Source organism: Salinibacter altiplanensis, from assembly GCF_002894645.1.
Classification (GTDB): Bacteria; Bacteroidota; Rhodothermia; order Rhodothermales; family Salinibacteraceae; genus Salinibacter; species Salinibacter altiplanensis.
This window is the reverse complement of record NZ_NCQY01000002.1, coordinates 365871-391120: the sequence shown is the minus strand read 5'-3', so window position 1 is coordinate 391120 and position 25250 is coordinate 365871. Positions and strand designations below refer to the sequence as shown.

Here is a 25250-nt window from a genome sequence, read left to right as displayed (position 1 = left end):
GGAAGAAGGAAGTGATGAGATTTGAGTATTCCCCCCTCATCGAGCGCTGGGCGTCAGAGACAGACCGGGCCAAACAAAAAAGCCCTGCCGGGAAGCAGAGCCTTTTCGTGTTAGGAGCGTAGAGGATCAAGACGGGGGTGGGCCCTCGCGGTTCGACGAATAGTTGATGCGGAGGGCGTTGGCCTCCCGGAGTTCCTGCTGCACTTCGTTGACGATCTGCATCTCAGATTCCTGATCTACCTTCAGGGACACAATCAGCTTCGGCTGCTCCTGCAGTTTCCTGTACATGATCTGCCGGATGGTCCGCTGGTCTTCGATCAAGGCGTCATCAATCTGAATGGCGGTATCGCCCTGATTCTCGCCTCGCTTGAGCGGGCCGATGTGGAGCTTCGAAATGAGCCGCTTCTGGTCGATCTTCGTCAGGGCTTCCGCCTGTGGAAGCTGGGTGCGGACCTTGATGTCCGTCTCTCGGAGCACCGTCGCCACCATAAAGAAGATCAGCAGCATGAAGACAATGTCCGGGAGCGAGGCCGTCGTGAACTCCGGCTCCGTACTCGAACTTCCCCGTTGAAACTTCTGCGACGCCATGAGAAGGAGGTGTCAATGATGAAGGGCACATGAGCGAGGGCTGCGGGGGCTCTCCATGCAGGAGGCAAGCCCCCTACTCGCCAGTGTCGGGCTCAGCGATCGAGATTTGAGCACCGAAGGTGTCTCGGATCTGGTTGTCCTCGTCCGGGCCGAGCTGGTTGTAATATTCTCGGTAGCTGGAATAGGTCTGTTCAAGCCCCGCCGTTCCCCCGTCGGGTCCCGGCAGTCGATTCGTCCGGGCAATTTGGTCCCAGATCTCACGGTAGGACATCCACACCTCGTCCAGCACCTCAATGTAGGTGTTGTAGGGCGTTGCGGCATCCGTTTTGATCGAGATCACCGCGTCGTCCGGGCTCGCGGAGAGGCTCGGGTCTTCCCCAAAGTTGAGCACGTGGGTCTTCACGCGGTCACGAATTTCAGCGACCCGAGCCCGCTCCTCATCAACCAGCACGTCCCCGCTGGCGTTCACCAGCACGTTCATAAGGTTGCGCTCCTTGACCGGCGGGGGCTTCTGTTCCGGTTTGAGCTTGGGCGGCAGGGTCATGCCGATCCCGGTATCGACGTTAATCGTCGTGGTCACCAGGAAGAAAATAAGCAGCAGGAAGGCGATGTCCGCCATCCCCGCGGTCGGGATGGTCCCTTCGTCTCGGTCACTGCGCCGCTTCTCTAGCAGTCCAGGCATAATTTGAGATCGCTACCAGGGGACAGTTCAGTGCGGTATCAAGGGAGGGCGGCTACATCACAAAGAGCTTGCGCAGCCCTGTGAGCAAGAGACTGAGGGCGGCCAACCCAAACATCACAGCGAGGGTATATATGCCCGCCTGTACCCACGTCTCCATGGTCGACCCAAGAACCGCCATCAGAACCCCGGGAATGGCAATGATGGCAATGCTGAGGGGCTGCACCTTGCCGTACACGAGACTGCGAAGGCCGAAGATGCCCATCCCGAGAAGGCTGAGCCCGGCGAGAGCAATGGCAGCCCAGATGGCAATGGGAAGAATGGCATTCTGACTCATAAAAAGGTCTGTCCGTCTATCGTTGGAAAAAGAGAGAAGAGTGACACTGGGGAAGGCCCCTGTCGCCCCCAAGGACGGGGGCACAGAGGGCCGTTCGCAGTCCTACTCTTCTCGTTCGCCAACACTTTCGGGAATCGACTTCTCGGCCGTAGCGGACTCGCCCCGGTCCAGGGCCACGAGCGCGTCGACCAGCTCGATGGATGCGTCCTCCATTTCGGCCACCAGTCGGTCGATCTTCGACACGGCGTAGTTGTAGAAGAACTGGAGAATGACCGCCACGATCAGTCCGAAGGCGGTGGTCAGGAGCGCAACCTTAATTCCACCGGCCACGAGCCGTGGGGAAATGTCGCCGGCCTGCTCGATCGAGTCGAAGGCCTCGATCATTCCGATAACAGTTCCGAGGAAACCAAGCATCGGCGCGACGCTGATGAAGAGCGAGAGCCAGACCAGTCCACGCTCCAAGAAGCTCATCTCGATGGAGCCGTACGAGACGACCGCCTCCTCCACGGCGTCGATGCCTTCATCGGCCCGAAGCAGCCCGGCTTGAAAGACAGACGCAACGGGGCCCCGCGTGCTTGCGCATTCTTCCTCGGCCGCCGGAATCCCCCCCTCGTCAAGGGCCTCCTTCACGCGCTGCAAGAACGCCTGCGTGTTGATGTCGGCACGGTTCAGCGAGATGATGCGCTCAAACGAGATCGCAAGCCCAATGATGAGGCAGATGAGAACGGGCCACATCCACTCCCCGCCCTCGTTGAAGCGTTCCACGAGGGCATTGATGGCACCACTTCCGCCGGACTGTTGGGGCAGCAGGAGGAGAAGGTGAACCGACAGCTTATCCAGGATGACCATAAGTGGCTAGTGCTCAGTCGAGTCTGTTGGAGGGTGAAATTCAGGTGTGGGGATGGGAGACTGGGACTCACGTCCCGCGGTGGCCTGGCCGGGAGGCGGCCCTCAGCGCTGCCCAGCAGCGTCTGGCGGGCCCACAAGACAGTCTCAAATCAACGCAAACAACGACAGGCATTCAGGCAGATTCGTAGACTCTGCTTCACAATTGCCCAGTATACACAGCCCAGGAGAGGTTGTCAAAGGGCGGGATTGGCGAACTCCTCTGCCCCCCCGGATTTCGCCTTCGCTTTTCGTGAACGAAAGGGGAAGAATGCGGGCACACAGTGTCGGGGACAGTGCGAAAATTCTGTACGGGGGAAGAATTTGAACCCCTGTTCTCAAATGACCCGACCGCACAGGGTTCCACTCCACTCGTCTCCGCCGCGATTTTGCCCCGGGTGACGAGTCTTCGCGTGCGGGCCCGGAAATTCCCGCAGGCCTTCATTGGAATCAATTTGACGGGCGGGTATATTACGAACGTCCTGCGGCCGCCACCATGCCCTCTTTCTCAACCCCCTACGTCCATGCGCAACGACGAGGTTGCCCAACTCTTACAGGAAACGGCGGACCTACTTGAGCTGACGGGTGGAAACCCACACCGGGCCCGGGCCTTCTCCCGCGCCGCCCGCTCGTTGCAAGACCTCGACGAGCCCGCCGCCAAACGCCTCTCCGAAGAGACCCTGGTCGAGGCATCGGGAATCGGAGACGGCATGGCAGATCACATTGGCGACATTGTGCACGGCGGCTCGTTTGAGCTCCGGGACGAGTTGCAAAGCGCCGTGCCGCCGGGCCTCATGGATGTCTTGCGGGTGAACGGCCTGGGGACGAAACGAACCCGTCGTCTCTGGACGGAGCTCGGCATTGCCTCTCTCGATGAACTGGAACAGGCCGCGGAGTCGGACCGGATTATGAGCCTCGACGGCTTCGGGGCCAAGACGCAACAGAACATCTTGGAGAATGTGCGTCAGCTCCGGCGCTACGAGGCCCAGTGGCGCCTCGCCGACGCCTGGGGAGCGACCCGCCCGTTTCTTGAGGCACTTCGGGCCCTCGACGCGGTCGGCCGGGCCGTGCCCACTGGTGCCCTCCGGCGCCGTGCCGAAACGATGGAACGGGCCGATGTGCTCGTGTCTACCGCCAACCCCACGTCGGTGACGAAGTGGCTTGATGGGCGCCTCGACGACCCTTCGGAAGAGGATGCGGTGGTGACCGGCCGCCTCAATGAAGGACTGCCGGTCGCGGTGCACCTCGCGTCCCCGGATCGGTTCGGGACGGCCTGGTGGCGCACCACCGGTGCCTCCGACCACTGTGCTGCAGTCACGGAACGTGCCTCCTCACCCGGCGACCACCCCGACGAGAATGCCCTCTACCACGCCGTTGGACTGTCGTTCGTGCCGCCGGCCCTCCGTGAAGGCCAGGGGGAAGTCCGGGCGGCGGCCGACGACGAACTGCCGGCGCTCCTCACGACGGAGGACCTCGACGGCTGCCTCCACAACCACTCCACCTACAGCGACGGCTCGCACACGCTGCGCGAAATGGCCGTGGCGGCCCGGGACCGCGGCTACTCGTACTTCGGCATCTGCGACCACAGCCAGTCGCTCCAAATCGCCGACGGGCTGTCGCCGGAGGAGGTCCGCGACCAGCATGAGGCGGTGGCCCGTCTCAACGACGAACTCGCGGACGGTGCCCCCCCATTCCGCGTTTTTCATGGCATCGAAAGCGATATTCTCCGGGACGGATCGCTCGACTACGAGCGTGAACTCCTCGACGCCTTTGATTTCGTAGTGGGTAGCGTCCATACCGGCTTCAGCATGACGGAGGATGAAGCAACCGAACGGCTCGTCCGTGCCGTGGAGGCCCCACACACCCGCATCCTCGGGCACCCGACGGGGCGTCTCCTCCTCGGCCGAGAGGGCTACCCTATCGACCACGAACGCGTGATTGAGGCCTGCGCCGAGCACGACGTGGCCCTGGAACTGAATGCCAACCCGCACCGGCTTGACCTCGACTGGCGTTGGGTTCGACACGCCACTGACCACGGCGTCCTCATCTCCGTCAATCCAGACGCCCATGCGATCTCGGAGCTCGACTACGTGACGTGGGGCGTGGCCGTGGGCCGAAAGGGCTGGCTGACGCCCGATCAGTGTCTCAATGCAAAGTCCCTGAACGCCTTTGAGCAGTGGCTTGAGGACGCTCGCCCGTAGGGCCCCCGCTCACTTTCAAGTCCTGTCCCTCGACCCCGTGTCCCAACGCCTCTACCTTGGGCTAACGTGTGCTCTGATTGCGGCCGGCGGTGCCGTCCTGTGGTGGGCATTCAGCGGTCCCGCCACCGCCCCACCGTCCGAGCACCCGATCGATGGCCTTCGCGACACCACGACGGTGGGCTGGACAAACCGCCACACCGCGACGATTGACGCCGACGACGACATCGATGCGTTGACGGCCCTGGGCTACATACATGGCATGAAGCGAGCCTGGACCCTAACGGTGTGGCGCCACACGGCCCTCGGCACGCTCTCCGCGACGTTCGGCGACGAGCTTGTGCCGATCGACCGGCATGCACGTCGGCTTGGCCTTGCACACCATGCGCGCCGCACCTACAACCGGCTCGATTCTACGGTTCGGAAACGCCTCCGAGCGTACACGCGCGGCCTGAACACGGCCCTGCAGTCCGGCCGCGTGCATCAGCGAGAGCCCTTCCTGTACTTTGACCTCGTCCCCCAGCGGTGGGCCCCCTGGCACTCATTGGCCATCGAGCGACTGATGGCCTGGACCGGCACCTCTCCGGTCGCGAAAGCCACTCCTTCCGACTCTGGCCTGGCCGACTCCGGCCTGGCCGACTTCCGCACCGCCGACCGTCGCCTTCGGCACTGGCTTCACCTGCATGGGCGGTCGCGCAGTGTGGCCTGGGCCACGCGCGGGGACACCAGCCAGACCGCTCTCTTCGCCAGACACGTACTGGGGGCGACGGCCGATCCGGTGGTGCAGGAGGTCGTCCTCCGGCGCCCCGGCACAGCCCCCACGGTCACGGCCACCCTGCCGGGCGCTCCTCTCTTTCCCACCGGCCGTGCGGGGGGCCATCGGTGGACCTATCTGATGAGCAGCAACGCCCAGCTTACCCCCGTCGGCCTCGACTCGACACAGGCCCGCTCTCGGCACGAGCGCATTGCGCCGGCCCGGGGCGACGAACAGTTGGTCGAGGTGCAGCGGCAGGGCACCCGGGTCCGAGTGGGCTCGATCGGCCCGGACTCGGCCTGGGTATTGCAATGGCCCGGCCTGCGTGCCGGGACGGATCTTCCACGGTGGCTCGCCACGGCCAACCTGGACGGGCAGCGTGGCAAAGCCCCCACTGATTTTCGTCTCATGCAGGGCGACGGGCTGTGGGTGGACTCCACCGGGACATGGTCGGTGCAGGGCCAACCGCCCGTTGTCGACCGGGGCCCGGCCTCCGTCCTCGTCGGTCGGTCCGACTGGGCCCCCTACCAGGCCAGGGTGCTCCACGCCGAGGCTCGCACGGGGCCCGTTGACCCAGCTCAGCGGAGCGCAGGGGACTCGAGTGCCTGGGCGGCTGCCCTTTTGCCGGCCCTCGTGCCGAGCTTGGACGCCCTCAGCAACGCCGACTCCACGACCGCTGACGCGCGCTCATACCTGCGCAACTGGGACGCCGTCTACGACCCGGCCAGCATCGGGGCAGTGGTGTTTGAAGAGTGGATGCGTGCCTACCAGCAGGCAATCGGGCACCCCCCCTCCCCTACCGATTCCGCCTTCTTTGCGGCCCCGCGCCGACGGCGCGCATTTCGCACGGCCGTCGACTCGCTCACCCAGCGCTACGGCACCGACGTACGACGGTGGCGCTGGGAGCGTGTGGTGTCGGCCCGACGCTACTTTCCCGTGTGGGCGGCCGACAGTCTTGTCGCGCAGGACCTGTCCGCGCTGAGCAGCACCCGGTTTGCCCCCCTGAATCGCCCCGGCCAGGGGCACGCGTCTGCCCTTTCGGGCGGCCCCACTCGTGTAGACCCGCCCCCCCTCGGGCCCGCACCGGCGCACTGGAGCGGATGGATGCGGCGCCCCTCCGGCGACCTGACGGTGCGACGCCTACGCTTCGATCCCGCCGACTTCTTCGCCCGCTCTCTTCTTTCCCGCGACCGCCCGACGTCCGTCGCTGTCCAGCAGGCCCCGGCCGAGCGCACAACCCGGCTCGTTCCCGCGGCCCCGTAGCCTGCACAGCCCCCCGGACACGGGCTACGCCTCCTGAACCTGTCGGCGGATGTCTTCGGGAACCGTCGGGTCGCGGAGAGTCGTGGTGTCGCCGAGGTCCTGGCCGTTGGAAATGTTTTCGAGAAGACGGCGCATAATCTTCCCCGAGCGCGTCTTCGGAAGGTCCCCGACGAAGATGACGTTCGCCGGACGGGCAAACGCTCCGATTTCCTTCTCGACGGCGGTAATGATGTCCTGGCGGAGCTCTTCGGACGCCGCCACGCCGTGCCGGGGCGTCACGTACACGTCGGGCACATTTCCCTTCTGGTCGTCCTGCCGCGCGGCCACGGCGGCCTCGGCCACCTCGGAGACCTGAGCCACGGCGGATTCGAGCTCCATGGTGCCGAGCCGGTGCCCGGCCACGTTCATAACGTCGTCGAGGCGGCCCAGGACGCGGAAGTAGCCGTCCTGAGCGTGCACGGCCCCGTCGCCGGCCTCATAGACCCAGTCGCGCCAGTCGTCGGAGTCGACGTCCGAGAAGCGGCGCCAGTACTCGTTGATGAAGCGCTGGTCGTCGCCGTACACGGTCTGCAACATGCCGGGCCAGGGACGTTCGATCACCAGGTTGCCGGCCCGTCCGCTGGCGGCCTCCACCGGAGTGCCGTTGTTGTCGTAGATCGCCGGCTGAATCCCCGGGCACGCGTGCCCCGCCGAGCCGGGCTTCATGTCCTGCAGGGCCGGCAGGTTGGTGATGAGGTGCCCGCCGGTCTCCGTCTGCCACCACGTATCGACGATCACAGCGTCCTCATCCCCGATGTGCGTGTAGTACCAGAGCCACGCCTCGGGCTGAATGGGCTCCCCGACCGTCGTCATGTGGCGGAAGTTGAAGTCGTACGCCGCCGGGTACTCCTTGCCCCACTTCATGTACATGCGCACCGCCGTGGGGGAGGTGTGAAAGATGTCGACGTCGTGGCGCTCGGCAATCTCCCAGGTGACGCCCTTGTGCGGATGGTCGGGGGCCCCTTCCCGCATCACGCTCGTGGTACCGAGCGCGAGAGGACCGTAGACGATGTAAGAGTGGCCGGTGATCCATCCAATGTCGGCGGCGCACCAGTAGGTGTCCTCGGGCTCAATGTCGAGAATGTACTTCGACGTGCCCGCCACGTAGCTAAGGTAGCCCCCGGTGCGGTGCTGGGCCCCTTTCGGCTTGCCGGTGGTGCCGGACGTGTACATCAGGAAGAGAGTGTCCTCGGCGTCCCGGGCCACCGGCTCAACCCGCGCCCGCTCGTTGTCTGCGAGGAGCTCGGAGACAAGAATGTCGCGCCCCTCGTGCAGATCGGCATCGGAGTGGAGCTCGCCTTCGTGACGCTCCCACACCAGTACCGTGTCGATGTCGGTATCCGCCTCCTCTACGGCGGTGTCGGCCTTTTCCTTGTGGTGCAGAAACTCGCCTCGTCGGTAGTAGCCGTCGATCGTGACAATGACATCCGAGTCGGCGTCGGTGGCGCGCTGGGCGAGGGCGCTGGCCGAAAAGCCCCCGAAGACAACCGAGTGCGGCGCGCCGATCCGGGCGCAGGCCAGCATGGTAATCGGAAGCGCGGGCACCATCGGGAGGTGGAGCGTCACCACGTCGTCCTCCTCCACCCCGACGTCGCGGAGCGAGGCGGCCATCTTGTTCACCTCGCGGTAGAGATCCCGGTACGTGAGCGTGCGCCGGGTGCCATCCTCGCCCTCCCAGATGAAAGCGGCCTGGTTGGGCCGCTCGTCGAGGTGACGGTCCACGCAGTTGAAGCAGGCGTTGAGCTCACCGCCCGTAAACCACTCGAAAAATGGCGGGTCGGACCCATCGAAGGCCTCGTCCCAGCGGGCGTCCCAGTCCAAAAGCTCGGCGTACTCCTCGAATCCCTCCGGAAAGTCGTCGAACCGGTCGTAGACCGCCGGGTCCGTCACGTTGGCCTGTCCCACGAACGCCGGTGAAGGACGAAGGTAATCTTGATCGGAGAGGCGTGCTTCGAGGGCGGCATCGGCCATGACATGCAGTCGGGGCGTGTGCGGAGAGACGAACGAGAAATGAGCAGCCAGCCTGGAAGGGCGTCGACGTTGCTCGGTGTATTCTGCCCTTTGCAAAGCTACCTTAGGGATTTGGGGGCCCAATTTCAACTCGGGGCCACGACCTCGGGCTCCCCTGCAAGCTCTGCTTCGCACCAGCCCCGGACCGCGTTGCAGCAGTACAGGGCGTCCGCCGCTCGAAGGTCCTCAAGACCCAGTGGACGCTCTGCAGCCTCCGGGCGGGTCTCCAGGACGGAGTCCCGGTACACCCCCGCCAGCAGTCCCGCGTCCACCGGTGGGGTCCACAACGCGTCGCCCCGCCGGACGAACACGTTGCTGTACGTACCCTCCGTCACGTGTCCTGCCTGATTCAACAGAATCGCCTCGTCGAAGCCGTCGTCTCGCGCCGCCGTCAGGGCGCGTTCGTACGTGCCACGCCGGGTGGTCTTGTGGTAGAAGAACGGGTCGGCGGCATCGACCTGCTCGTCGGCGACGGTCACCCGCCAGGGCTCATCGATCGATCCCCGTAGCGGCGTGGTCTCCACATCCCCCCTTCCCCAGCGGTCCAATGTGGCTCGGACTTTCAAAGTGTCCCCTTCTCCCGCCTGGGCCACGGCCCGGTCGACTCGCCGCCGAAACCGTGCCTCATCGAACGGGAATGAAAAGTAGTCCGCCGAGCGGGCGAGGCGCGCCACATGCCGGTCGAGACGCAGAATCCGCCCCTCCTCGGCGCGCATCGTTTCGATGAGCTTCAGGTCTTCATCGGGAGAGGACGTAGGATCGGACTGTGCGGATCGACCCTGCGTGAGGAAGGTGCCTTTGAGCACACACTCCTCGTACTCGGCCGCCGGGGTGGAGTCCCACACGATGCCACTGCCGATGCCCATGGTGCCCTCCGCCCCGTCCAGGACAGCGGTACGGATGGCGACGTTAAAGACCGCCGTGTCGTCCGGCCCCGCCATCCCGATGGCGCCGCAGTAGACGCCTCGCGGGGCTGCCTCCAACTCGCGGATGATCCGCATGGCACGGCGCTTGGGGGCCCCGGTAATGGAGCCACACGGAAAGAGCGCGCGGAGCACTGCGGCCAGGCCCGCGTCGTCTCGAAGGCGCCCCTCGACGGTTGACGTCATCTGCGTGACACTCTGGTACGGCTCCGTCTCGTAGAGCGACGGGACCGTCACCGACCCGGGTTGGCAGCAGACCGACAGGTCGTTGCGGAGCAGGTCGACAATCATCAGGTTCTCCGCCCGGTTTTTCGGATCCGCAGCAAGCTCGTCCTGCAGGGCCTGGTCCTCGGTCCGCGTTCGGCCGCGGCGGATGGTCCCCTTCATGGGCCGGGTCATCAGCCGGTCGCCGTCGCGCCGAAAGAACAGCTCGGGCGAGAGGGACAGGAGCTGCCGGTCGCCACAGTGCAGGTACGCGGCGTACGGGACGCGCTGGCGGGCCCGAAGCCGACGATAGAGGCCCCGCGGATCGCCCTCTACACGAAAGCGGAGTGGAGCCGTGTAGTTGATCTGATACACATTGCCCCGCCCGATGTGACGCCGGACGGTCCGCACATCGTCGACGTAGGCCGTTTCCGTAGTGTCCAGCCGCACATCATCAACGGCCGGACTTGTGCCAAGCGAGCTCAGTCCTGCTGCCACGTCCGCCGGCGCAAGGCGACGCGGCGCGTCGTACACGCCGAACCAGGCGAGCGGGTGTTCGGCCCGCTCCGGAATGTCGAGGTCTACGAAGGGGTACCCGGCCTCGTACGAGAGATGCCCCGCGACGTAATGACCGCGGGCAGTTTCGGCCTGGAGCGTCTCGACCAGCGTGCCCACCTCCGCCGCGGTCGATGCAGTGAGCACGCGCTTCGGCGCCGTAAAGGCCCAGCTCCACGGGTTTTCGGCGTCGGGCCGCGCCGAGTCGAGCAGCACCGTCCCGGGACGGGCGAGAATCCGAGGATCAAGCACGGGGCGTACCGGAAAGGTCCATAGTGAAGCAGCGCTCAGTCGATTAACGTACGATCCGGCCAGCGCTTCGTTGCCCCACCGATGCCTTCGTCCGCAACGATGTTCAAACACCCGTTTTCCCCAGGCCTGTCTGTTGTCAGTCCCTAAATCGAGATGACAACCTTCCCGAAGTGCGCCTGGTCGGCCTGGTACTGATACGCCTCCCGCGCCTCCTCAAGTGTGAAGGTGCGGTCGACGACCGGCGTGATGTCGTTGGCCTCGATCGCTGCGTTCATGGCCGCAAAAGAGTCGCGCGGGTGGTCGATCGATCCGACGTAGATGCCGTGCAGGTGGCCCCGGCGCTGCATGAGCATCTGTGGATTCGGGTTCTCGTCCGCCTCGGTGAGCACTCCGATCAGGCCGATTTTCCCCTCCGGCGCCACGGCCTGAAAGGAGCGGCCCAGCGTGCCGGTGCCCCCCACCTCGACCACACAGTCTACCCCCCGACCGTCGGTCCGATCCAACACGGGCTCGTGCCAGTCGGGCGTGCGCTCGTAATGGATGGTCTCGTCGGCCCCCAGGGCCCGGGCGCGCTCCAGTTTGTCGTCGCTCGACGAGGTGATGAACGTGCGGGCGCCGGCGGCCGCCGCAAACTGCAGCGCAAAGATGGACACCCCACCCGTCCCCAACATCAGGACCGTCTGACCGGGCCGAACGGGCGTGCCTGCCCCGAAGAGGGCCTGCCAGGCCGTGTGGGCCGCGCACGGCAGCGTGGCCGCCTCTTCTAGGGAGAGCGTGTCGGGCACGGGCAAGAGCCCACTTTCGTGGAAAACCTGGTACTCCGCCAGGGTGCCATCGAGCGGCGCGCCGAGGGCCTGTCGGGGAGCAGACGACGGAGCGTCGGGCGGCACCTGCGAGAAGGTATTCACGACCCGATCCCCCTCTTCAAAGTGCGTCACTCCCTCCCCTACGGCATCGACGAGGCCGGCGCCGTCCGAGAGCGGAATGAAAGGCGCGTCCTGCTGAACCGGGTACGTCCCCCATGCGATCAAGAGGTCGCGGTAGTTGACGGACGCGGCCTGGAGCCGCACACGGACCTGCCCAGGGCCGGGCTCCGGGCGCGGACGCTCCGTGGGCTCCAGGGCCTCGAAGGAATTCCCACTAGGATTCAGCTCTATGACGTTCATGAAGGGGACAGTATCTGGTGGTGAAGGATCAAAAATACAGTCCGGCTGGGCAACCGAGCATCGTGACTCGAGCATGCACTGAGTCCCGAAGCCGGACAACCTGAAGGAGCCTGCTCGCCAAACGCTTCGACCGTGCTGTGTTGATCGCAATGTCTGGAATGATCGTTCCAGATTGACTGCATCTTATCCCATGCGGAGAACCGACGAAATTGACCACCTGTTTTGGAACGTCCGTTTCATAAATCGTGTACGTGCTCTCGGACTCGTCATTTCACGCACCAATCCGTTCGTTCCTCGTGGCTTCTTCCCTCTTCGACGACCTGGACCTTGGGCCCCTCACGCTTCCGCACCGCGTGGCGATGGCACCGCTCACCCGCAACCGGGCCGCCGAGGGCAACGTGCCCAGTGACCTGAACGCAACGTACTACCGCCAGCGTGCCGACGCCGCCGTCATCGTAAGTGAGGCCACGCAGGTGGCCCCTAAAGGACAGGGGTATCCCCGCACGCCGGGCATTCACTCCGACGCACAGGTGGACGGATGGAAGAAGGTCACCGACGCAGTCCACGACGCCGGGGGGCGCATCCTTCTGCAGCTCTGGCACGTGGGGCGCATTTCGCACTCCCTCTACCACGACGGGGAGAAGCCCCTCGCCCCCTCTCCGATCGCGCCGGACGGTCAAGTTTTAACACCGGATCTGGAGATGACCGCCTTCGAGACGCCCCGGGCACTCGCGACCGAGGAGGTGCCGGAGGTGGTGGAACAGTATCGCACGGGGGCAAAGAACGCCCGGCGGGCCGGGTTCGACGGCGTGGAAATTCACGCGGCCAACGGCTACCTCATCGATCAATTCCTACGCTCCGGCACCAACGAGCGCACGGATCGCTACGGCGGGTCGCTCGGCAATCGGCTGCGCTTTCTGCGGGAGGTGACCGGCGCGGTGACGGATGTGTGGGATTCGGAGCGGGTCGGCATCCGGCTCTCCCCACTTAGCCCATTTAACGACATGGGGGACGACACCCCAGCGGACACGTTTCGGGCGGCCGCATCCACCGCCGACAACTTTGACCTGGCGTACGTTCACCTCGTAGAACCAAACTCTCCCAAGCCGCCCGTGGTCGAGGACGACGAAACGGCCGCGGTCTTTTCCGGCATTCGGGAGGCGTTCGATGGCGCGCTCATGGCCAATGGCAACTACGACACGCAGACAGCCCGCGAGGCCATCGATCGGGGATACGCGCAGCTCATTGCGTTTGGACGCGCGTTTCTGGCGAACCCCGACCTGCCCCAACGCCTCCGAAAGGGCCTCCCCGTCAACGTCCCCGACGAGGAGACCTTCTACAACGGCGACGAGCACGGATACACTGATTACCCGACCTGGGACGAATTGCAAAATGGCGTGTCTTTCGACACGATCGACTCCCTCGCCGAGCTTGAGCCTCGCGGCTAGTTGGCCCTCTCTCGCGTACCCTCCATCCCCCCTCTTTCCCTCGCCCAGCGATAAATGCCTCGACGGCCGCCAGCCGTTCGCCTCCACCGCAGCGACGAGCGCGGCCTTGGGCACATGGGCTGAACCCACAACTGGATGCCCTTCTCGTTCGCGGACTGCCACGATCCGGACTGGGTGCACTTCGGGCTGCTCCGCGTGGTGGTGGAGAACCATATTGTGCCCCACGAGGGATCTTCCGCGCACCCGCACCGCGACGCAGAAATCGTCACGTACGTCTCGGCGGGCATACGGACCCACGGCGACGACCAGAGCCACGAAGCCGGCATCTCGGCCGGCGAGATGCAACTCGTCAGTGCGGGGAGCGAGGCGCTCTTCTTCGACCTGAGTATGGACGCACCTCTCCTCTAAACGTAGGCCCGTTGCCGCTCCGGGGCTCAGGCAATGATGCAATGCCCGATTGAAACAATGTTCTCTACATGTTCCGCCGGTACTCGCCGCCAACTTCGAAGAGCGCCTTGGTGATCTGCCCGAGCGAGCAGTACTTCACCGCCTCCATCAGCACCTCGAACGTGTTTTCGTCTTCGCGGGCCGCCTCCTTGAGCTCCGCGAGGGCGGCCTCGTTCTTGTCGGCGTAGCGCTCCTGAAACGCCTTCAGGTTGTGAAGCTGGTGCTGCTTTTCGTCGTCGGACGAGCGCATCAGGTCCACCTCCTCTTTCCCCGACGCGTCGTCGTCTTCGTCGCGCAGGAAGGTGTTGACGCCCACCACCGGGCGGTCGCCGGAGTGCTTCGACTCCTCCAGCTTCATCGACTCCTGCTGGATCTTGCCGCGCTGGTACATCGACTCCATCGCCCCGAGCACGCCGCCCCGGTTGTTGAGGCGCTCAAACTCGTGCAGCACCGCCTCCTCCACCAGGGCCGTCAGTTCTTCAATGACATGGGAGCCCTGGAGTGGGTTTTCGTTCTTCGTCATGCCCAGCTCCTTGTTGATGATGAGCTGGATCGCGATGGCGCGCCGCACGCTCTCCTCCGTCGGCGTCGTGATGGCCTCGTCATAGGCGTTGGTGTGGAGCGAGTTGCAGTTGTCGTAGACGGCCATGAGCGCCTGCAGCGTGGTGCGGATGTCGTTAAACTGGATCTCCTCCGCGTGTAGGCTGCGGCCGGAGGTCTGGATGTGGTACTTCAGCTTCTGCGACCGCTCATTGGCGCCGTAGAGCTCCTTCATCGCCACCGCCCAGATGCGCCGCGCCACCCGTCCGATGACGCTGTACTCCGGGTCCATCCCGTTCGAGAAGAAGAACGACAGGTTCTGTGCAAAGTCGTCGATGTCCATGCCCCGGCTGAGGTAGTACTCCACGTACGTGAAGCCGTTGGCCAGGGTAAAGGCCAGCTGCGTGATCGGATTGGCGCCGGCCTCGGCGATGTGGTAGCCGGAGATCGAGACCGAGTAGTAGTTGCGGACGTCGTGATCGATGAAGTACTGCTGGATGTCGCCCATCAGCCGAAGGGCGAAGTCCGTGGAGAAGATGCAGGTGTTCTGCGCCTGATCCTCTTTCAGGATGTCGGCCTGCACTGTGCCCCGGACCGTGTGGAGGGTGTCGGCCTTGATCTCCTCGTACGTCTCGCGATCGAGGACGCCCCACTCCACGAGCTCTTCGCCGCTGGTGCCGAGCAGGCCGAGCCCACTGCCGTCGTGGGTTTCCGGCAGATCCTCCTCGCGGCCCTCCGGCCCGTACGGCACGTACTCGGGGCGGTCGTCCCCCAGCTTCTCGTCGATCACCGCCTCCGCCTCGTCCCAGTGGCCCTCCTCCCGGAGGTGCTTCTCGACCTGCTGGTCGATGGCCGCGTTGAAGAACATCGCCATCAGCATCGGCGCCGGGCCGTTGATGGTCATCGAGACGCTCGTCTTGCGGGCACACAGGTCGAAGCCCGAGAAGAGCTTCTTCATGTCGTCGAGCGTGCAAATGGAGACGCCCGCGTTGCCCACCTTGCCGTAGATGTCCGGCCGCTCGGCGGGGTCGCGGCCGTAGAGGGTGACGCTGTCGAAGGCCGTGGACAGCCGGTTCGCCTCGTCGCCCTGCGAGACGAGGTGGAAGCGGCGGTTTGTGCGCTCGGGCGACCCTTCGCCCGCAAACTGGCGGGTCGGCATCTCTCCCTCCCGCTTGAACGGAAAGACGCCCGCCGTGAAGGGGAAGTATCCGGGCAGATTTTCGGTGAGGGCGAACTCCAGCCGCTCGCCCGGGGCTTCGGTCTGCGGCAGGGCGACGCGCGGAATTTTGGTGCCGCTCAGGCTCTCGCGGTAGAGCGGCACCGTGAAGTCGCGGCCCCGCACCGTGTAGGTGAACTCCTCCTGCCGGTACTCCTCGGCCAAGTCCCCCCAATTCTCCAGAATTTCCTTGCACCGTTTGTCGAGCTTGTCCCACCAGTGGGCTTCCATCTCGTCGAGTCGGCCGGCGATCTGGTCCCGATCCTCCGGGGCCCAGTCCTCCACCTGCTGGCGCGCGCCCTGGGCCTCCCCCCACTTTCGGGCGTATGCCACCTGCTGCTCGGCCCAGTCGTGGTACTCGTCGCAGGTTTCCGCAATCTCACCGAGGTAGCGCTGCCGATCCGGGGGGATGATCGCGACCTCGGACGGGTCCGGCTCGGGCACCTCGTCCTCGTCGTACGTGCCCGACTCGCGCTCAAAGTCAAAGTTTGCGTTCAGTCGGTCGAGCAGTCCGAGGTAAAGGTGCGTAACCCCGGGATCACCGAAGCGCGACGCCATCGTCGGGTACACCGGCATATTCGCTGGGTCCTCGTCGAACCGCATCCGGTTGCGTTGCACCTGCTTCCGCACGTCGCGCAGGGCGTCCTCCGACCCCCGCTTTTCGAACTTGTTGATCGCCACGAAGTCGGCGAGGTCGAGCATGCCGATTTTCTCCAGCTGCGTCGGCGCGCCAAAGTCGTGGGTCATCACGTAGAGCGTGAGGTCGGTGAGGTCCACGATCTCCGTATCGCTCTGGCCGATGCCCGCCGTCTCTACGAGAATCAGGTCGAAGGTCGCGGCCTGGCACACCTCAATCGCCTCCTGGAGGGCCTGCGTGGTGGTGCGGTTCGCCTCCCGCGTGGCAAACGACCGCATGTAGACGCGGTCCGTGTTCGTGCCATAGATCGCGTTCATGCGGATGCGGTCACCGAGCAGCGCGCCGCCCGTGCGCCGCCGCGTGGGGTCGACCGACAGGACGGCCAACTCCAGGTCATCGTGGTCGTTGAGGAAGCGCCGCACGAGCTCGTCGGTCAACGTCGACTTCCCCGCCCCTCCCGTCCCCGTAATCCCCAGCGTTGGAACGCTGGGATCTTCAACGTTCAACGCGTCAGCGTCAACACTTTCAGGGCTTCCGTCCCCCCTCATTTCCCCCTCCGTCGCTGCCGGGTCGGCCTCGTCCGCATCGCCAGCCGCCCCGACCACCACTGCCGCCCGCTCCGGCTCCGGCGCCTCCACGCGGGTGAGGTTGCGGGCCACGACTCGGGAGTCCCGCCTCGGGACGTCGTCCGGCACGTGAAAGTCGGCGTCCGCGACCGGAAAGTCGCACGCCTCCACCATGTCGTTGATCATGCCCTGAAGCCCCATGTCCATCCCCTCATCCGGCGAGTAGATGTGGGCGATGCCATAGTCTTCCAGCTCTGCTTTCTCCTCGGCCACGATGACGCCGCCCCCCCCGCCGTACACCCGAACGTGCCCGGCGCCCTTCTCCTCCAGCAGGTCGTGCATGTACTTGAAGTACTCCATGTGCCCGCCCTGATAGCTGGACACGGCAATGCCCTGTGCATCCTCGTCGATGGCCGTATCTACGATCTCTTGCACCGAGCGGTTGTGACCGAGATGGATCACCTCCGCGCCCGTCTGCTGCAGGATGCGGCGCATGATGTTGATCGCCGCGTCGTGCCCGTCGAACAGGCTCGTGGCGGTGACGAACCGGACCGGGTGGGTGGGCTGATAGCGATCGACGTCCATGAGGGAAGAACGGTTGTGAAGGAGACTCGCGGAAGGGGCCGGGCAAACTTAGGAAGCGCTTCCGCAAAAAGTTACGGACAATGCGAAGACACGTTGCATCGAATCTTTTCGGTCCGTACAGACCCTGTGTCTCCACCCAGCGTAGCCCGTCCAGAGATCAGTCCCTCTCATCGGGCCGGACGCCCATCCGTAGCGCACGCTCCGCACGAGTCCCTACTCTTCCGGGAGCGCGGCTCGTTCCGACCCGGAACCCCTCCGCCCCCTGTGTCGTCCGTGCAAAGAGGCGCCCACGGAGGCGTCGGCCCCGCAGATTGCTTTTCTTCACCAGCCTCGTCCCCCTCCCGTGGCCACACTCGTTGTTCCCGGCGGCAATGGGTTCATCGGCACCGAAATTTGCCGCGTCGCCGTCCAGAACGGACACGAGGTGGCCGCCTTCGGGCGCACCGGCCGGCCCGCCCTCACGCCCGCTCGACACCCCTGGGTTCAGGACGTGACATGGCGCGCGGCCGACGTGTTCGCCCCGGACACCTGGCGCGACCTGCTCCAGGACGCCGACGCGGTGGTGCACACCATCGCCACCCTCCGCGAACGCCCCAATGACGGCGTCACCTTCGACCGCGTGAATGCAGAGTCGGCGCTGCTCGCGGCCGAGGAGGCCGTCGCGGCCGGTGTCGACGCCTTCGTGTTTCTCTCGGTGCGCGACAAACCGCCCCTCATCCCCTCCCCCTTCCTGTCGGCCAAGCGCCGGGCCGAACGTAGCCTTCGGGAAGACTACCCACCCCTCCGGACCGCCACGCTCCGTCCCAACCTCGTCTACGGAGACCGCAGGACCGGGACCTCGACGCTCGCCGCCGTCCTGAGCCAGGGCCAGGGGCTCCATCCCCATCCGTATGCGTCGGACGCAGGGCGCCCACTGCCCGTCGAATTCGTCGCGGCCGCCGCCGTGCAAGCCGCCACCACCTCTACGATGGAAGGCACCCTCGCCGTACCGCAGATCGAAGACGTTGGGCGCACGAGTGGACTCGTTGATCCGGACCTCGTCTCTCGCCCCTCCCTTGCACCGCTGTTGTTAGGGCTGGGGGGCGCCGCCCTGGGAGCCTGGCTCCTCCGCCGATGGCAAGCCTCGTAGTGCCTTCGGGGGGCACGTCCGCGGGCACAAGTCTTCCCAATGAGACCTACGAGGCAGAGGCCGCGTCGGAGCCGGGGGGCGGTGGTGCCTCGGTCGATTCCGCCCCCAGTGCAAGAATGATACGGCGCTCCAGCGTGCGCTTCAGATGCAGAACGTCTTCCTCCTCCCCCTGATCGATGTACATCGCGTGGATGTAGAGGTACTCCCGGTCCTCGGACACGTCGAGGCTCAGCGTGCCCGGGGTCAGTGAGATGAAGTTCGCAAAGAGGGTGATGCCCAGGTCCGACCGTACGGAAAGGGGCACGGCAAGGATGCCCGCCCGCATGTGGTAGCCCGGCGTGATCACTTCCGTCGCCACCCGGACGCTCGAACTGATCAGCTCCTTGACGAAGAAGCCCGCCAGGACCACTTTGTACCAGAGACGCCGGTCGTAACTGGCCTCCCCCAACAGGGGCCGCAGCATTCGGAGCACCGCGTACGCAAGCACGAAGCCGAACGCGAAGTTACCGAGCGTGAACGCGCCCTGGACGGCCGTCCACACCAGGGCGAGGACCAGCGTCAGCAGCAGATTCTTCATGGTTGAGCACCGCTTCGACGTATTCAGAGGAATTGTAGAGCTCGTCCGCCGAACGCTCGGCGAGGTCGTACACCGGCCCGGCAAAGACGCTAATCATGATCGTAAGGGCCGCGAGCCCAGCAATCGGCACGTACATCACACGCGTGCCCAGGCCCATCGACGACACCGCGTCCGCCATCTCGCCCCCGCCCCCCGGGAGAAAGGCCTTCACCCAAATCTTCGTCATCGAGAACATGGTAAAGAGCCCCACGGCCACAGCCACGGCCACAATCCAGTAGGCGCCCGTCTCGATGCCGGCAATCGTCAGGATCAGCTTCGCCCAGAAGCCGGAGAGCGGCGGAAAGCCGGCCAGCGAGAACGCCGGAATGATGAAAAGGGTCGCCAGCCAGGGATGGTATGCGTAGAGGCCCTGGAGCGACTTTAGGCGAAAGGAGCCCCGCAGCCGCTTCGCCACCCCGCTGACGAGAAACAGGTTTGCCTTTACAATGATGTGGTGGACGATGTAGAACACGCCCCCCAGGATGGCCAGCGGCGTGTACAGCGCGAGCCCCATGATCATGTAGCCGATCTGGCTGACGATGTGGAAGGACAGCACGCGCCGGAAGTCGTTCTGGACAGCGGCGCCGAGCACGCCCGTCACCATGGTGAGCCCCGCCCCCCACAGCAGGAGCGTATGGGTGTAGCCCACGTCCTGGGTAAACAGCAGCGTGAAGACGCGAAAGAGCGCGTACACCCCCACCTTGGTCAGCAGGCCCGCAAAGAAGGCCGAGACCGACGCAGGCGGGGTGTGGTAGGAGGCTGGCAGCCAGAAAAAGAGCGGAAACAGGGCCGCCTTGATGCCGAAGGAAATCAGGAACAGCATCGCCACCACCGTCACCAGGCCCGGCTGGCCGACCTCCGAGAGGGCCAGCGAGAGCTCGGCCATGTTGAGTGTGCCCGTCATTCCGTACACCAGCCCGACGCCCGACAGGAAGAGCAGCGACGACACCAGGTTGATGACGACGTACTTGACCGCTCCGGCGAGCTGTTCGTCCGTGTTGCCCAGCACGATCAGCACAAACGAGGAAATCAGCATGACCTCGAACCACACGTAGAGGTTGAAGAGGTCCCCCGTTAGGAACGCCCCGTTAATCCCGATCATGAGTAGGTTGAAGAACGGGTAGAACCCAAACCGCACCCGGGCATCGTCAACGTCGGGCACGGCGTAGACGGCCACGGCCACCCCAATGATGGCGGACACGATAAGCATAACGACGCTCAGGTGATCCACCACAAACACGATCCCGAATGGAACCGGCCAGTCCCCAATCGTAGTCACCTGGATGCCCTGCTCCGTAATTCGGGACAGGAGCCCCAGCGACGCCGCCAAGATGCCCCCCATGCTGGCAATGTTGATGCCCTTCTGCACCGTGGGCCATCGGGCGAACAAGAGCGCCGCCACCGCCGCCACAAACGGGATGATCAGCGGCAGGATGAGAAGGAGATGGGCGGACATGAACCAGGGCGATCAGTTCAACAGGCAGAAATGGTCGGGGGGGAACTACTCGTCGCCGAGCGTCGCCTCGATGAGCACGTCGGCGTCGGCCGACTGGTAGGACTCGTGCAGCCGGTAGATGAGCACGAGCGAGAACGCCAGCAGCCCGAACCCGATCACGATGGCCGTCAGGATGAGGGCCTGGGAGAGCGGATTCGCAACGACCTCGGGGGGGTACTTCTCCCCCGAGGGAATGAGCGGCGACGCGGCCCGCGTCATTCGGCCCACCGCGAAGATCAACAGGTGAATGCCGTTCGACAAGATGACCACGCCGATAATCTTTCGCACCAGGTCGCGCTGCAACAGCAGATAGACGCTGATGGCGACCATCGCGCCGGTAACGAGGGCGAGGAGGGTTTCCATTGCGCCGTGTACGATTCGTGAGAGGGCCAGTCGAACGGGATGTCTACTCGGGAGCGACCGACTGCGGAAACAGTCCAGGGTTGTGCTCCTCCAGCTCGTAGACGATCACGAGCGTCAGGCCAATGACCAGCAGGTACACCCCTACGTCGAACAGAACCGGGGTCCCCACCTTCAGCCCTCCCCATTTCACCCAGATCCCTTCGAGCAGGGTCCCCCCTCCAAACAGAGGCAGCAGCCCGCTCAGCACCGCGATGCCGAGGCCCACGGCCATCAGCCGCTGGGGCCGGGCCCGGAGCGACTCTCGGGAGGCCGCCGTTCCGTACGCGATCGCATAGAGGGCAAACGAAATGCCGGCCACGAGCCCCCCAATGAAGCCGCCCCCGGTCTCGTTGTGCCCACGAAGAAGCAGGAACACCGAAAACAGCAGTATCAGCGGCACCAGAAGGCGCGCCGCGGTGCGCAAAATGACGGAAAACCTCACGGTACCTGTTGGGTCTGTTCGGCTTGTTCGATCGGCGCGGATGCGTCTTCGGGCGGCGGCTCGTGCTCGGCGTTGGGATCCGGGGCGGTCCCCGTGCGCAGCAGCGCATAGATGCCAAAGCCGGCCACCAGCAACACGGTGATCTCTCCGAGGGTGTCGAGCGCCCGGAAGTCGACCAGAATGGTGTTGACGATGTTGTGCCCCTCCCCCTCCACGTACGTGTTTTGAGCGTAATAGTCGCCCATCGGGTTCTCGAAGGGCAGCTTGAGTACGGCCAGGATCAGCCCCGACACTACAACCCCCATTCCCACGGCCACTGCTCCGTTCGTCGCCTTCTGGCTCGCCGTGAGCGTCCCCTCGACGCTCGAAACCGTGGTCAAGATGAGCACGACGAGTATGACCGTCAGCGTCTCGATCAGAAACTGCGTCTTGGCAAGGTCCGGCGCGCCGAACGCCAAAAAGAGCAGCGCGATGCCAAAGCCGGAGACGCCGAGCGACGTGATGAGCCCAATTCGGGACCGGAAGAACAACGTCCCGAATGCCCCCACCACCGACAAGATCGCCAGCACCCACTCGTGAGGCCGCACGTCAGCCACCGATATCGGCCCGCCGAAGAACCCGTAGTGGTAGAAGGCGGCCCCCACGAGGACAATGGTCGTCCCCAGGACGGTTGAGAGGTAGCGGCGCAGGACCCCACTCTGGAGCACGCTCGTCTGCCACCGCCCCACGCCCAAAAGTCCGTCGACGACGTTGTCGTATCCGTGATCGAGCCCCGTGCCGAGCCAGCGCTCAAGCTGCTGGAAGGCCGTGTTGGTACGGAGCGCGGTCCAGGCGAGGTACGTCCCCACGCCCGCCGCCACGGTCACAGCACTGAGCCCCAGCTCCAGGGTAAATCCGTGCCAGAGGGCGAGGTGCGGCGCGATCGACGCGCCCAGGACCGTCCCGGCCGACGGGCCGAGGAACGCGGCGTCGAGCAGCCCCGGCGCCAGGCCGAGCCCGACGCTGAAGACGGCAAGAACGACCGGCCCAAACCAGAGCCCGGCGTCCGGCCGGTGGGCGTGCTTCGTCACGTCGTTCAGCTCCCCGAAGAAGGGCCGGACCACCAGCAGGCCAGCGGAGGCGACCAGTGCCACGTTCGCCAGCACCGAGACGACCGTGACCGCCACCGTGGCCGGGTCGAAGTGAGTCGCCGCCTCGTAGATCAGCTCCTTCCCCACGAACCCGAAAAACGGCGGGATGCCCGCCATCGACAGGGCGGCGAGGGCCGCCGCCGCCCCGGTCACGGGCATCCGGGTCCACAGGCCACCCAGCTTCGTGATGTCGCGGACGTGCACTTCATGGTCAATCGCCCCCGCCACCATGAAGAGGGCCGCCTTGTAGAAGGCATGCACCAGAATGAACACCATACAGGCCTCCACGGCGACCTCGGTCCCCAGCCCCAAGAGCATCGTCAGGAGCCCGAGGGCCATGATGGTGGTATAGGCCAGGATCGCCTTCATATCGGTGTACTGCAGGGCGAGCCAGGCGCTGAGGAGCATCGTGAGGGCCCCGATGCCCCCCACGACCCACATCCAGAGATCGGTTCCCGACAGCACGGGATGAAAGCGGGCCATCACGTAGATGCCGGCCTTTACCATTGTCGCGGAGTGAAGGTAGGCGCTCACCGGCGTGGGCGCCTCCATGGCGTTGGGCAGCCAGAAATAAAAGGGAAATTGCGCCGACTTCGTAAACGCCCCGGCCAGCACCAGCAGGACGATGGGCAGGTAGAAGCTGTGCTGCCGAATCAGGTCGCCGGACTCCAAGATCGCGGAGATCTGAAAGGTCCCCGTCGCCTGCTGCATGAGGATGAACCCAACGAGCAGCGCGAGGCCGCCCGCCTTGGTCACCAGCAGCGCCTGCCAGGCCGCCCGCCGCGAGGGGGCCTCGTCGTGGTTGAACCCGATCAGGACGAACGAGGCGAAGCTCGTCAGCTCGAAGAAGACATAGAATGTGATCAGGTTGTCCGCCAGGACGAGCCCCACCATGGCGGCCATGAACATCGACAGGTAGCTGAAGAAGCGCCCCAGATGGTGGTGGCCCTTCAGATAGCCCCCGGCGTAGACGTAGATCAGCGTGCCGATGCCGGTGATGAGGAGGGCAAAGAAGAGACTCAGCCCATCGACGTAGAACGACAGGTTGACGTTCAGTCCCGGCACCCAGGCGTAGGACACCCGCAACGTCTCTCCCGCTGCCACTTCCCCCACGAGCGTGGCAAGCGTTCCCGTGATGGCGGCCGGCAGCAGCCCATACACCCACCCTGTGGCCCGGCCCGTGTACTGTGTCAGCCAGGGGGAGGCAAGGGCGAGCACAAAGCCCGAGAAGACGGCAAACAGGATCGCCATGATCAGCGTCGGTCAACCCAAGAAACGAGACAATCGGCGGTCTTTCCCCATCGCAGGGTCTAGATTCAGGACGCTGCCCCCGGGGAGCGGGGGTCGTCCTCCCCGGTTCTGGCGGAGAACAACGCCTCCCCCCGGTGGTCGAGCATGTGATCCACAACTGTGCCGTCCCAGACGGCAATCCCCATCTCTTCCCGGGCAAAGTAGGAGGCCCGCCCGATCATGTGAGCAGCAACAGGGGCCGTGAGGAGGAGGAAGAGCACGAGGGCGGAGGCACGCGTAAAAATGCCCAGGTCCGGATAAAAGACCGCCAGGCCGGCGGCATTCAAGGCCACCCCGAGGGTACCGGCCTTGGTCGAGGCATGGAGACGCATGTACACGTCCGGCAGCCGCAGCACCCCGAGCCCCGCCACAGACACGAAAAACGTGCCCGCGCCCACCAAAAAGATCCCCACAACCTGTTGGGCAAGCATAACAGAATTTGGATCTGTTAAGAGTGCAGGACGGGCCCGAGCCGCTATTCCGACGCCTGGGCGGCCTCCTCCCCAATCGAAAAGTACTCGATGTACCGGGCGAACGCGACCGTTCCGAGAAAGGCCACGAGGGCCAACACGAGCGACACGTCCAGGAAGGCGGGCTGCCCCGTGAGCACGGCGTAGACGAGCATGAAGGCGACGGCCTGGTAGGCCACGAGGTCCAATGAGACCACTCGGTCCGGCAGCGTAGGCCCGCGCAGCAGTCGAATCACCGTCATCACGAGCGAGAAGGCAATTGCGACCAGACACGCGGACGCAAACCAGGCCGGAGCACCGCTAAGCTCTACCATAACACCGGTCCCAACTCTTGCAAACGACGAGTGGATGCCCCCTCGCACGCCAATAGACACTCACGGCGAGGACTTGCCTGTAATTTTCCACCGTATAGGGTAAGCGCTAGCACGTGAAGTCTCACCCCATTCACCGAGACCTCAAGATTTTGGGCGACCGGCAGCTGTCCCTCAATTCTTCACCCACGACGGATGAACGGACGCCTCGGAGCCGTGTATGTGCCCTGGTATCTGTTCGGTACTTTCTTCTGAACACCTTTCCCGACAATGCCTGACGATACGCTCTACGAATTCGACCGCGACATGTCCCGTGCGGACGTGGCCACCTACCTTCGTACCGTGGCGGATGAACTGGACAGCTCCGGGGAGCTCGACTTCTCCTCCGACGAGCAATCCACGACGATCCGTGTACCCGACCACGTCGAATTCGAGGTGGAACTTGAACGGGAGTCAAACGATCGGGGCTCTTCTGAGATCAGCCTCGAACTCGAAATCGAGTGGTACGAAACCCGTGATGGAAGCATTGCGGGGCCCGGGTCCCTCGACGCCGAGTAACCCCTTGGCCTCATGGACCGCTGGTCCAACCCGTCCGGCCTTCTCGACGCCCGAACTGTTTCTCTTGCCGTTCCCTCGTGCCATGCCCACGACGTTCTTGCGACTTCTCACGCCC

At 64.8% G+C, this 25250-nt stretch carries 21 protein-coding genes; 6 read left to right on the top strand and 15 right to left on the bottom strand.

Translation table 11 applies throughout. The annotated features are described in order from the left end of the window. Window positions 1-126: 126 nt before the first annotated feature. The 4 genes from B7R93_RS01775 to B7R93_RS01760 form a co-directional block, all read right to left on the bottom strand. Window positions 127-588 (bottom strand): ExbD/TolR family protein, encoded by a 462-nt coding sequence (locus tag B7R93_RS01775; RefSeq protein ID WP_103019116.1) that lies wholly within the window; start codon window positions 586-588, stop codon window positions 127-129. Between the two features lie 73 nt (window positions 589-661). Further along, window positions 662-1270 carry an ExbD/TolR family protein gene (locus B7R93_RS01770; RefSeq protein WP_103019115.1) on the bottom strand — a complete coding sequence of 203 codons (609 nt, stop codon included), beginning with the start codon at window positions 1268-1270 and terminating at the stop codon, window positions 662-664. Between the two features lie 52 nt (window positions 1271-1322). Further along, window positions 1323-1604 (bottom strand): hypothetical protein, encoded by a 282-nt coding sequence (locus tag B7R93_RS01765; RefSeq protein WP_103019114.1) that lies wholly within the window; start codon window positions 1602-1604, stop codon window positions 1323-1325. 102 nt (window positions 1605-1706) lie between these two features. Continuing rightward, the gene (locus B7R93_RS01760) at window positions 1707-2453 is read right to left on the bottom strand and encodes a MotA/TolQ/ExbB proton channel family protein (RefSeq protein ID WP_103019113.1); all 747 of its coding nucleotides are present in this window, start codon (window positions 2451-2453) and stop codon (window positions 1707-1709) included. Between the two features lie 560 nt (window positions 2454-3013). Here B7R93_RS01760 and B7R93_RS01755 point away from each other — a divergent pair. Then, on the top strand, window positions 3014-4690 hold the full coding sequence (locus B7R93_RS01755; protein ID WP_103019112.1) for a helix-hairpin-helix domain-containing protein: 1677 nt from the start codon (window positions 3014-3016) through the stop codon (window positions 4688-4690). Window positions 4691-4727: 37 nt separating this feature from the next. Continuing rightward, window positions 4728-6704: a penicillin acylase family protein gene (locus B7R93_RS01750; RefSeq protein WP_103019111.1), complete on the top strand. Its 1977-nt coding sequence runs from the start codon at window positions 4728-4730 to the stop codon at window positions 6702-6704. Window positions 6705-6728: 24 nt separating this feature from the next. On the opposite strand, the gene acs is transcribed toward B7R93_RS01750, so the two are convergent. The 3 genes from acs to B7R93_RS01735 all read right to left on the bottom strand — a co-directional run bounded on the left by acs (window position 6729) and on the right by B7R93_RS01735 (window position 11853). Beyond that, window positions 6729-8714: an acetate--CoA ligase gene (acs, locus tag B7R93_RS01745; protein ID WP_103019110.1), complete on the bottom strand. Its 1986-nt coding sequence runs from the start codon at window positions 8712-8714 to the stop codon at window positions 6729-6731. A 125-nt stretch (window positions 8715-8839) separates the two neighbouring features. Then, a complete protein-coding gene (pabB, locus tag B7R93_RS01740) occupies window positions 8840-10687 on the bottom strand; it encodes an aminodeoxychorismate synthase component I (protein ID WP_103019109.1) in 1848 nt (615 codons plus the stop codon). Window positions 10688-10830: 143 nt separating this feature from the next. Next, a complete protein-coding gene (locus B7R93_RS01735; protein ID WP_103019108.1) occupies window positions 10831-11853 on the bottom strand; it encodes a zinc-dependent alcohol dehydrogenase family protein in 1023 nt (340 codons plus the stop codon). Window positions 11854-12149: 296 nt separating this feature from the next. On the opposite strand from B7R93_RS01735, the gene B7R93_RS01730 reads away from it, so the two are divergent. After that, window positions 12150-13301, top strand: a complete 1152-nt coding sequence (locus tag B7R93_RS01730; RefSeq protein ID WP_103019209.1) for an alkene reductase — start codon at window positions 12150-12152, stop codon at window positions 13299-13301. Window positions 13302-13436: 135 nt separating this feature from the next. Further along, a complete protein-coding gene (locus tag B7R93_RS01725; RefSeq protein WP_232797905.1) occupies window positions 13437-13709 on the top strand; it encodes a pirin family protein in 273 nt (90 codons plus the stop codon). A gap of 64 nt (window positions 13710-13773) precedes the next feature. On the opposite strand, the gene B7R93_RS01720 is transcribed toward B7R93_RS01725, so the two are convergent. Continuing rightward, window positions 13774-17292 (bottom strand): methylmalonyl-CoA mutase family protein, encoded by a 3519-nt coding sequence (locus tag B7R93_RS01720; protein WP_103019107.1) that lies wholly within the window; start codon window positions 17290-17292, stop codon window positions 13774-13776. A 343-nt stretch (window positions 17293-17635) separates the two neighbouring features. Here B7R93_RS01720 and B7R93_RS01715 point away from each other — a divergent pair, with 343 nt between their 5' ends. After that, complete coding sequence (locus tag B7R93_RS01715) at window positions 17636-18421, top strand: NAD-dependent epimerase/dehydratase family protein (RefSeq protein WP_103019106.1); 786 nt, start codon at window positions 17636-17638, stop codon at window positions 18419-18421. Window positions 18422-18467: 46 nt separating this feature from the next. Here B7R93_RS01715 and B7R93_RS01710 read toward each other — a convergent pair whose 3' ends face one another. From B7R93_RS01710 to B7R93_RS01680, 7 genes are all read right to left on the bottom strand, one after another. Further along, window positions 18468-18998: a Na+/H+ antiporter subunit E gene (locus tag B7R93_RS01710; RefSeq protein WP_103019105.1), complete on the bottom strand. Its 531-nt coding sequence runs from the start codon at window positions 18996-18998 to the stop codon at window positions 18468-18470. Beyond that, window positions 18925-20493 carry a Na+/H+ antiporter subunit D gene (locus tag B7R93_RS01705; protein WP_103019104.1) on the bottom strand — a complete coding sequence of 523 codons (1569 nt, stop codon included), beginning with the start codon at window positions 20491-20493 and terminating at the stop codon, window positions 18925-18927. Before B7R93_RS01705 ends, B7R93_RS01710 begins: the two co-directional genes overlap by 74 nt. A gap of 45 nt (window positions 20494-20538) precedes the next feature. Further along, entirely contained in the window at window positions 20539-20895 is a 357-nt protein-coding gene (locus B7R93_RS01700) for a sodium:proton antiporter (RefSeq protein ID WP_103019103.1), read from the bottom strand. A 43-nt stretch (window positions 20896-20938) separates the two neighbouring features. Next, window positions 20939-21376, bottom strand: coding sequence for a Na+/H+ antiporter subunit B (locus B7R93_RS01695; protein WP_103019102.1), 438 nt, complete (start codon window positions 21374-21376; stop codon window positions 20939-20941). Beyond that, entirely contained in the window at window positions 21373-23757 is a 2385-nt protein-coding gene (locus B7R93_RS01690; RefSeq protein ID WP_103019101.1) for a putative monovalent cation/H+ antiporter subunit A, read from the bottom strand. The genes B7R93_RS01695 and B7R93_RS01690 overlap by 4 nt, the downstream gene beginning before the upstream one ends. A gap of 65 nt (window positions 23758-23822) precedes the next feature. After that, on the bottom strand, window positions 23823-24227 hold the full coding sequence (gene mnhG, locus B7R93_RS01685; protein WP_103019100.1) for a monovalent cation/H(+) antiporter subunit G: 405 nt from the start codon (window positions 24225-24227) through the stop codon (window positions 23823-23825). A 44-nt stretch (window positions 24228-24271) separates the two neighbouring features. Then, window positions 24272-24580 (bottom strand): MrpF/PhaF family protein, encoded by a 309-nt coding sequence (locus tag B7R93_RS01680; RefSeq protein ID WP_103019099.1) that lies wholly within the window; start codon window positions 24578-24580, stop codon window positions 24272-24274. A 267-nt stretch (window positions 24581-24847) separates the two neighbouring features. On the opposite strand from B7R93_RS01680, the gene B7R93_RS01675 reads away from it, so the two are divergent. Then, a complete protein-coding gene (locus B7R93_RS01675; protein WP_232797904.1) occupies window positions 24848-25135 on the top strand; it encodes an amphi-Trp domain-containing protein in 288 nt (95 codons plus the stop codon). Window positions 25136-25250: the final 115 nt, after the last annotated feature.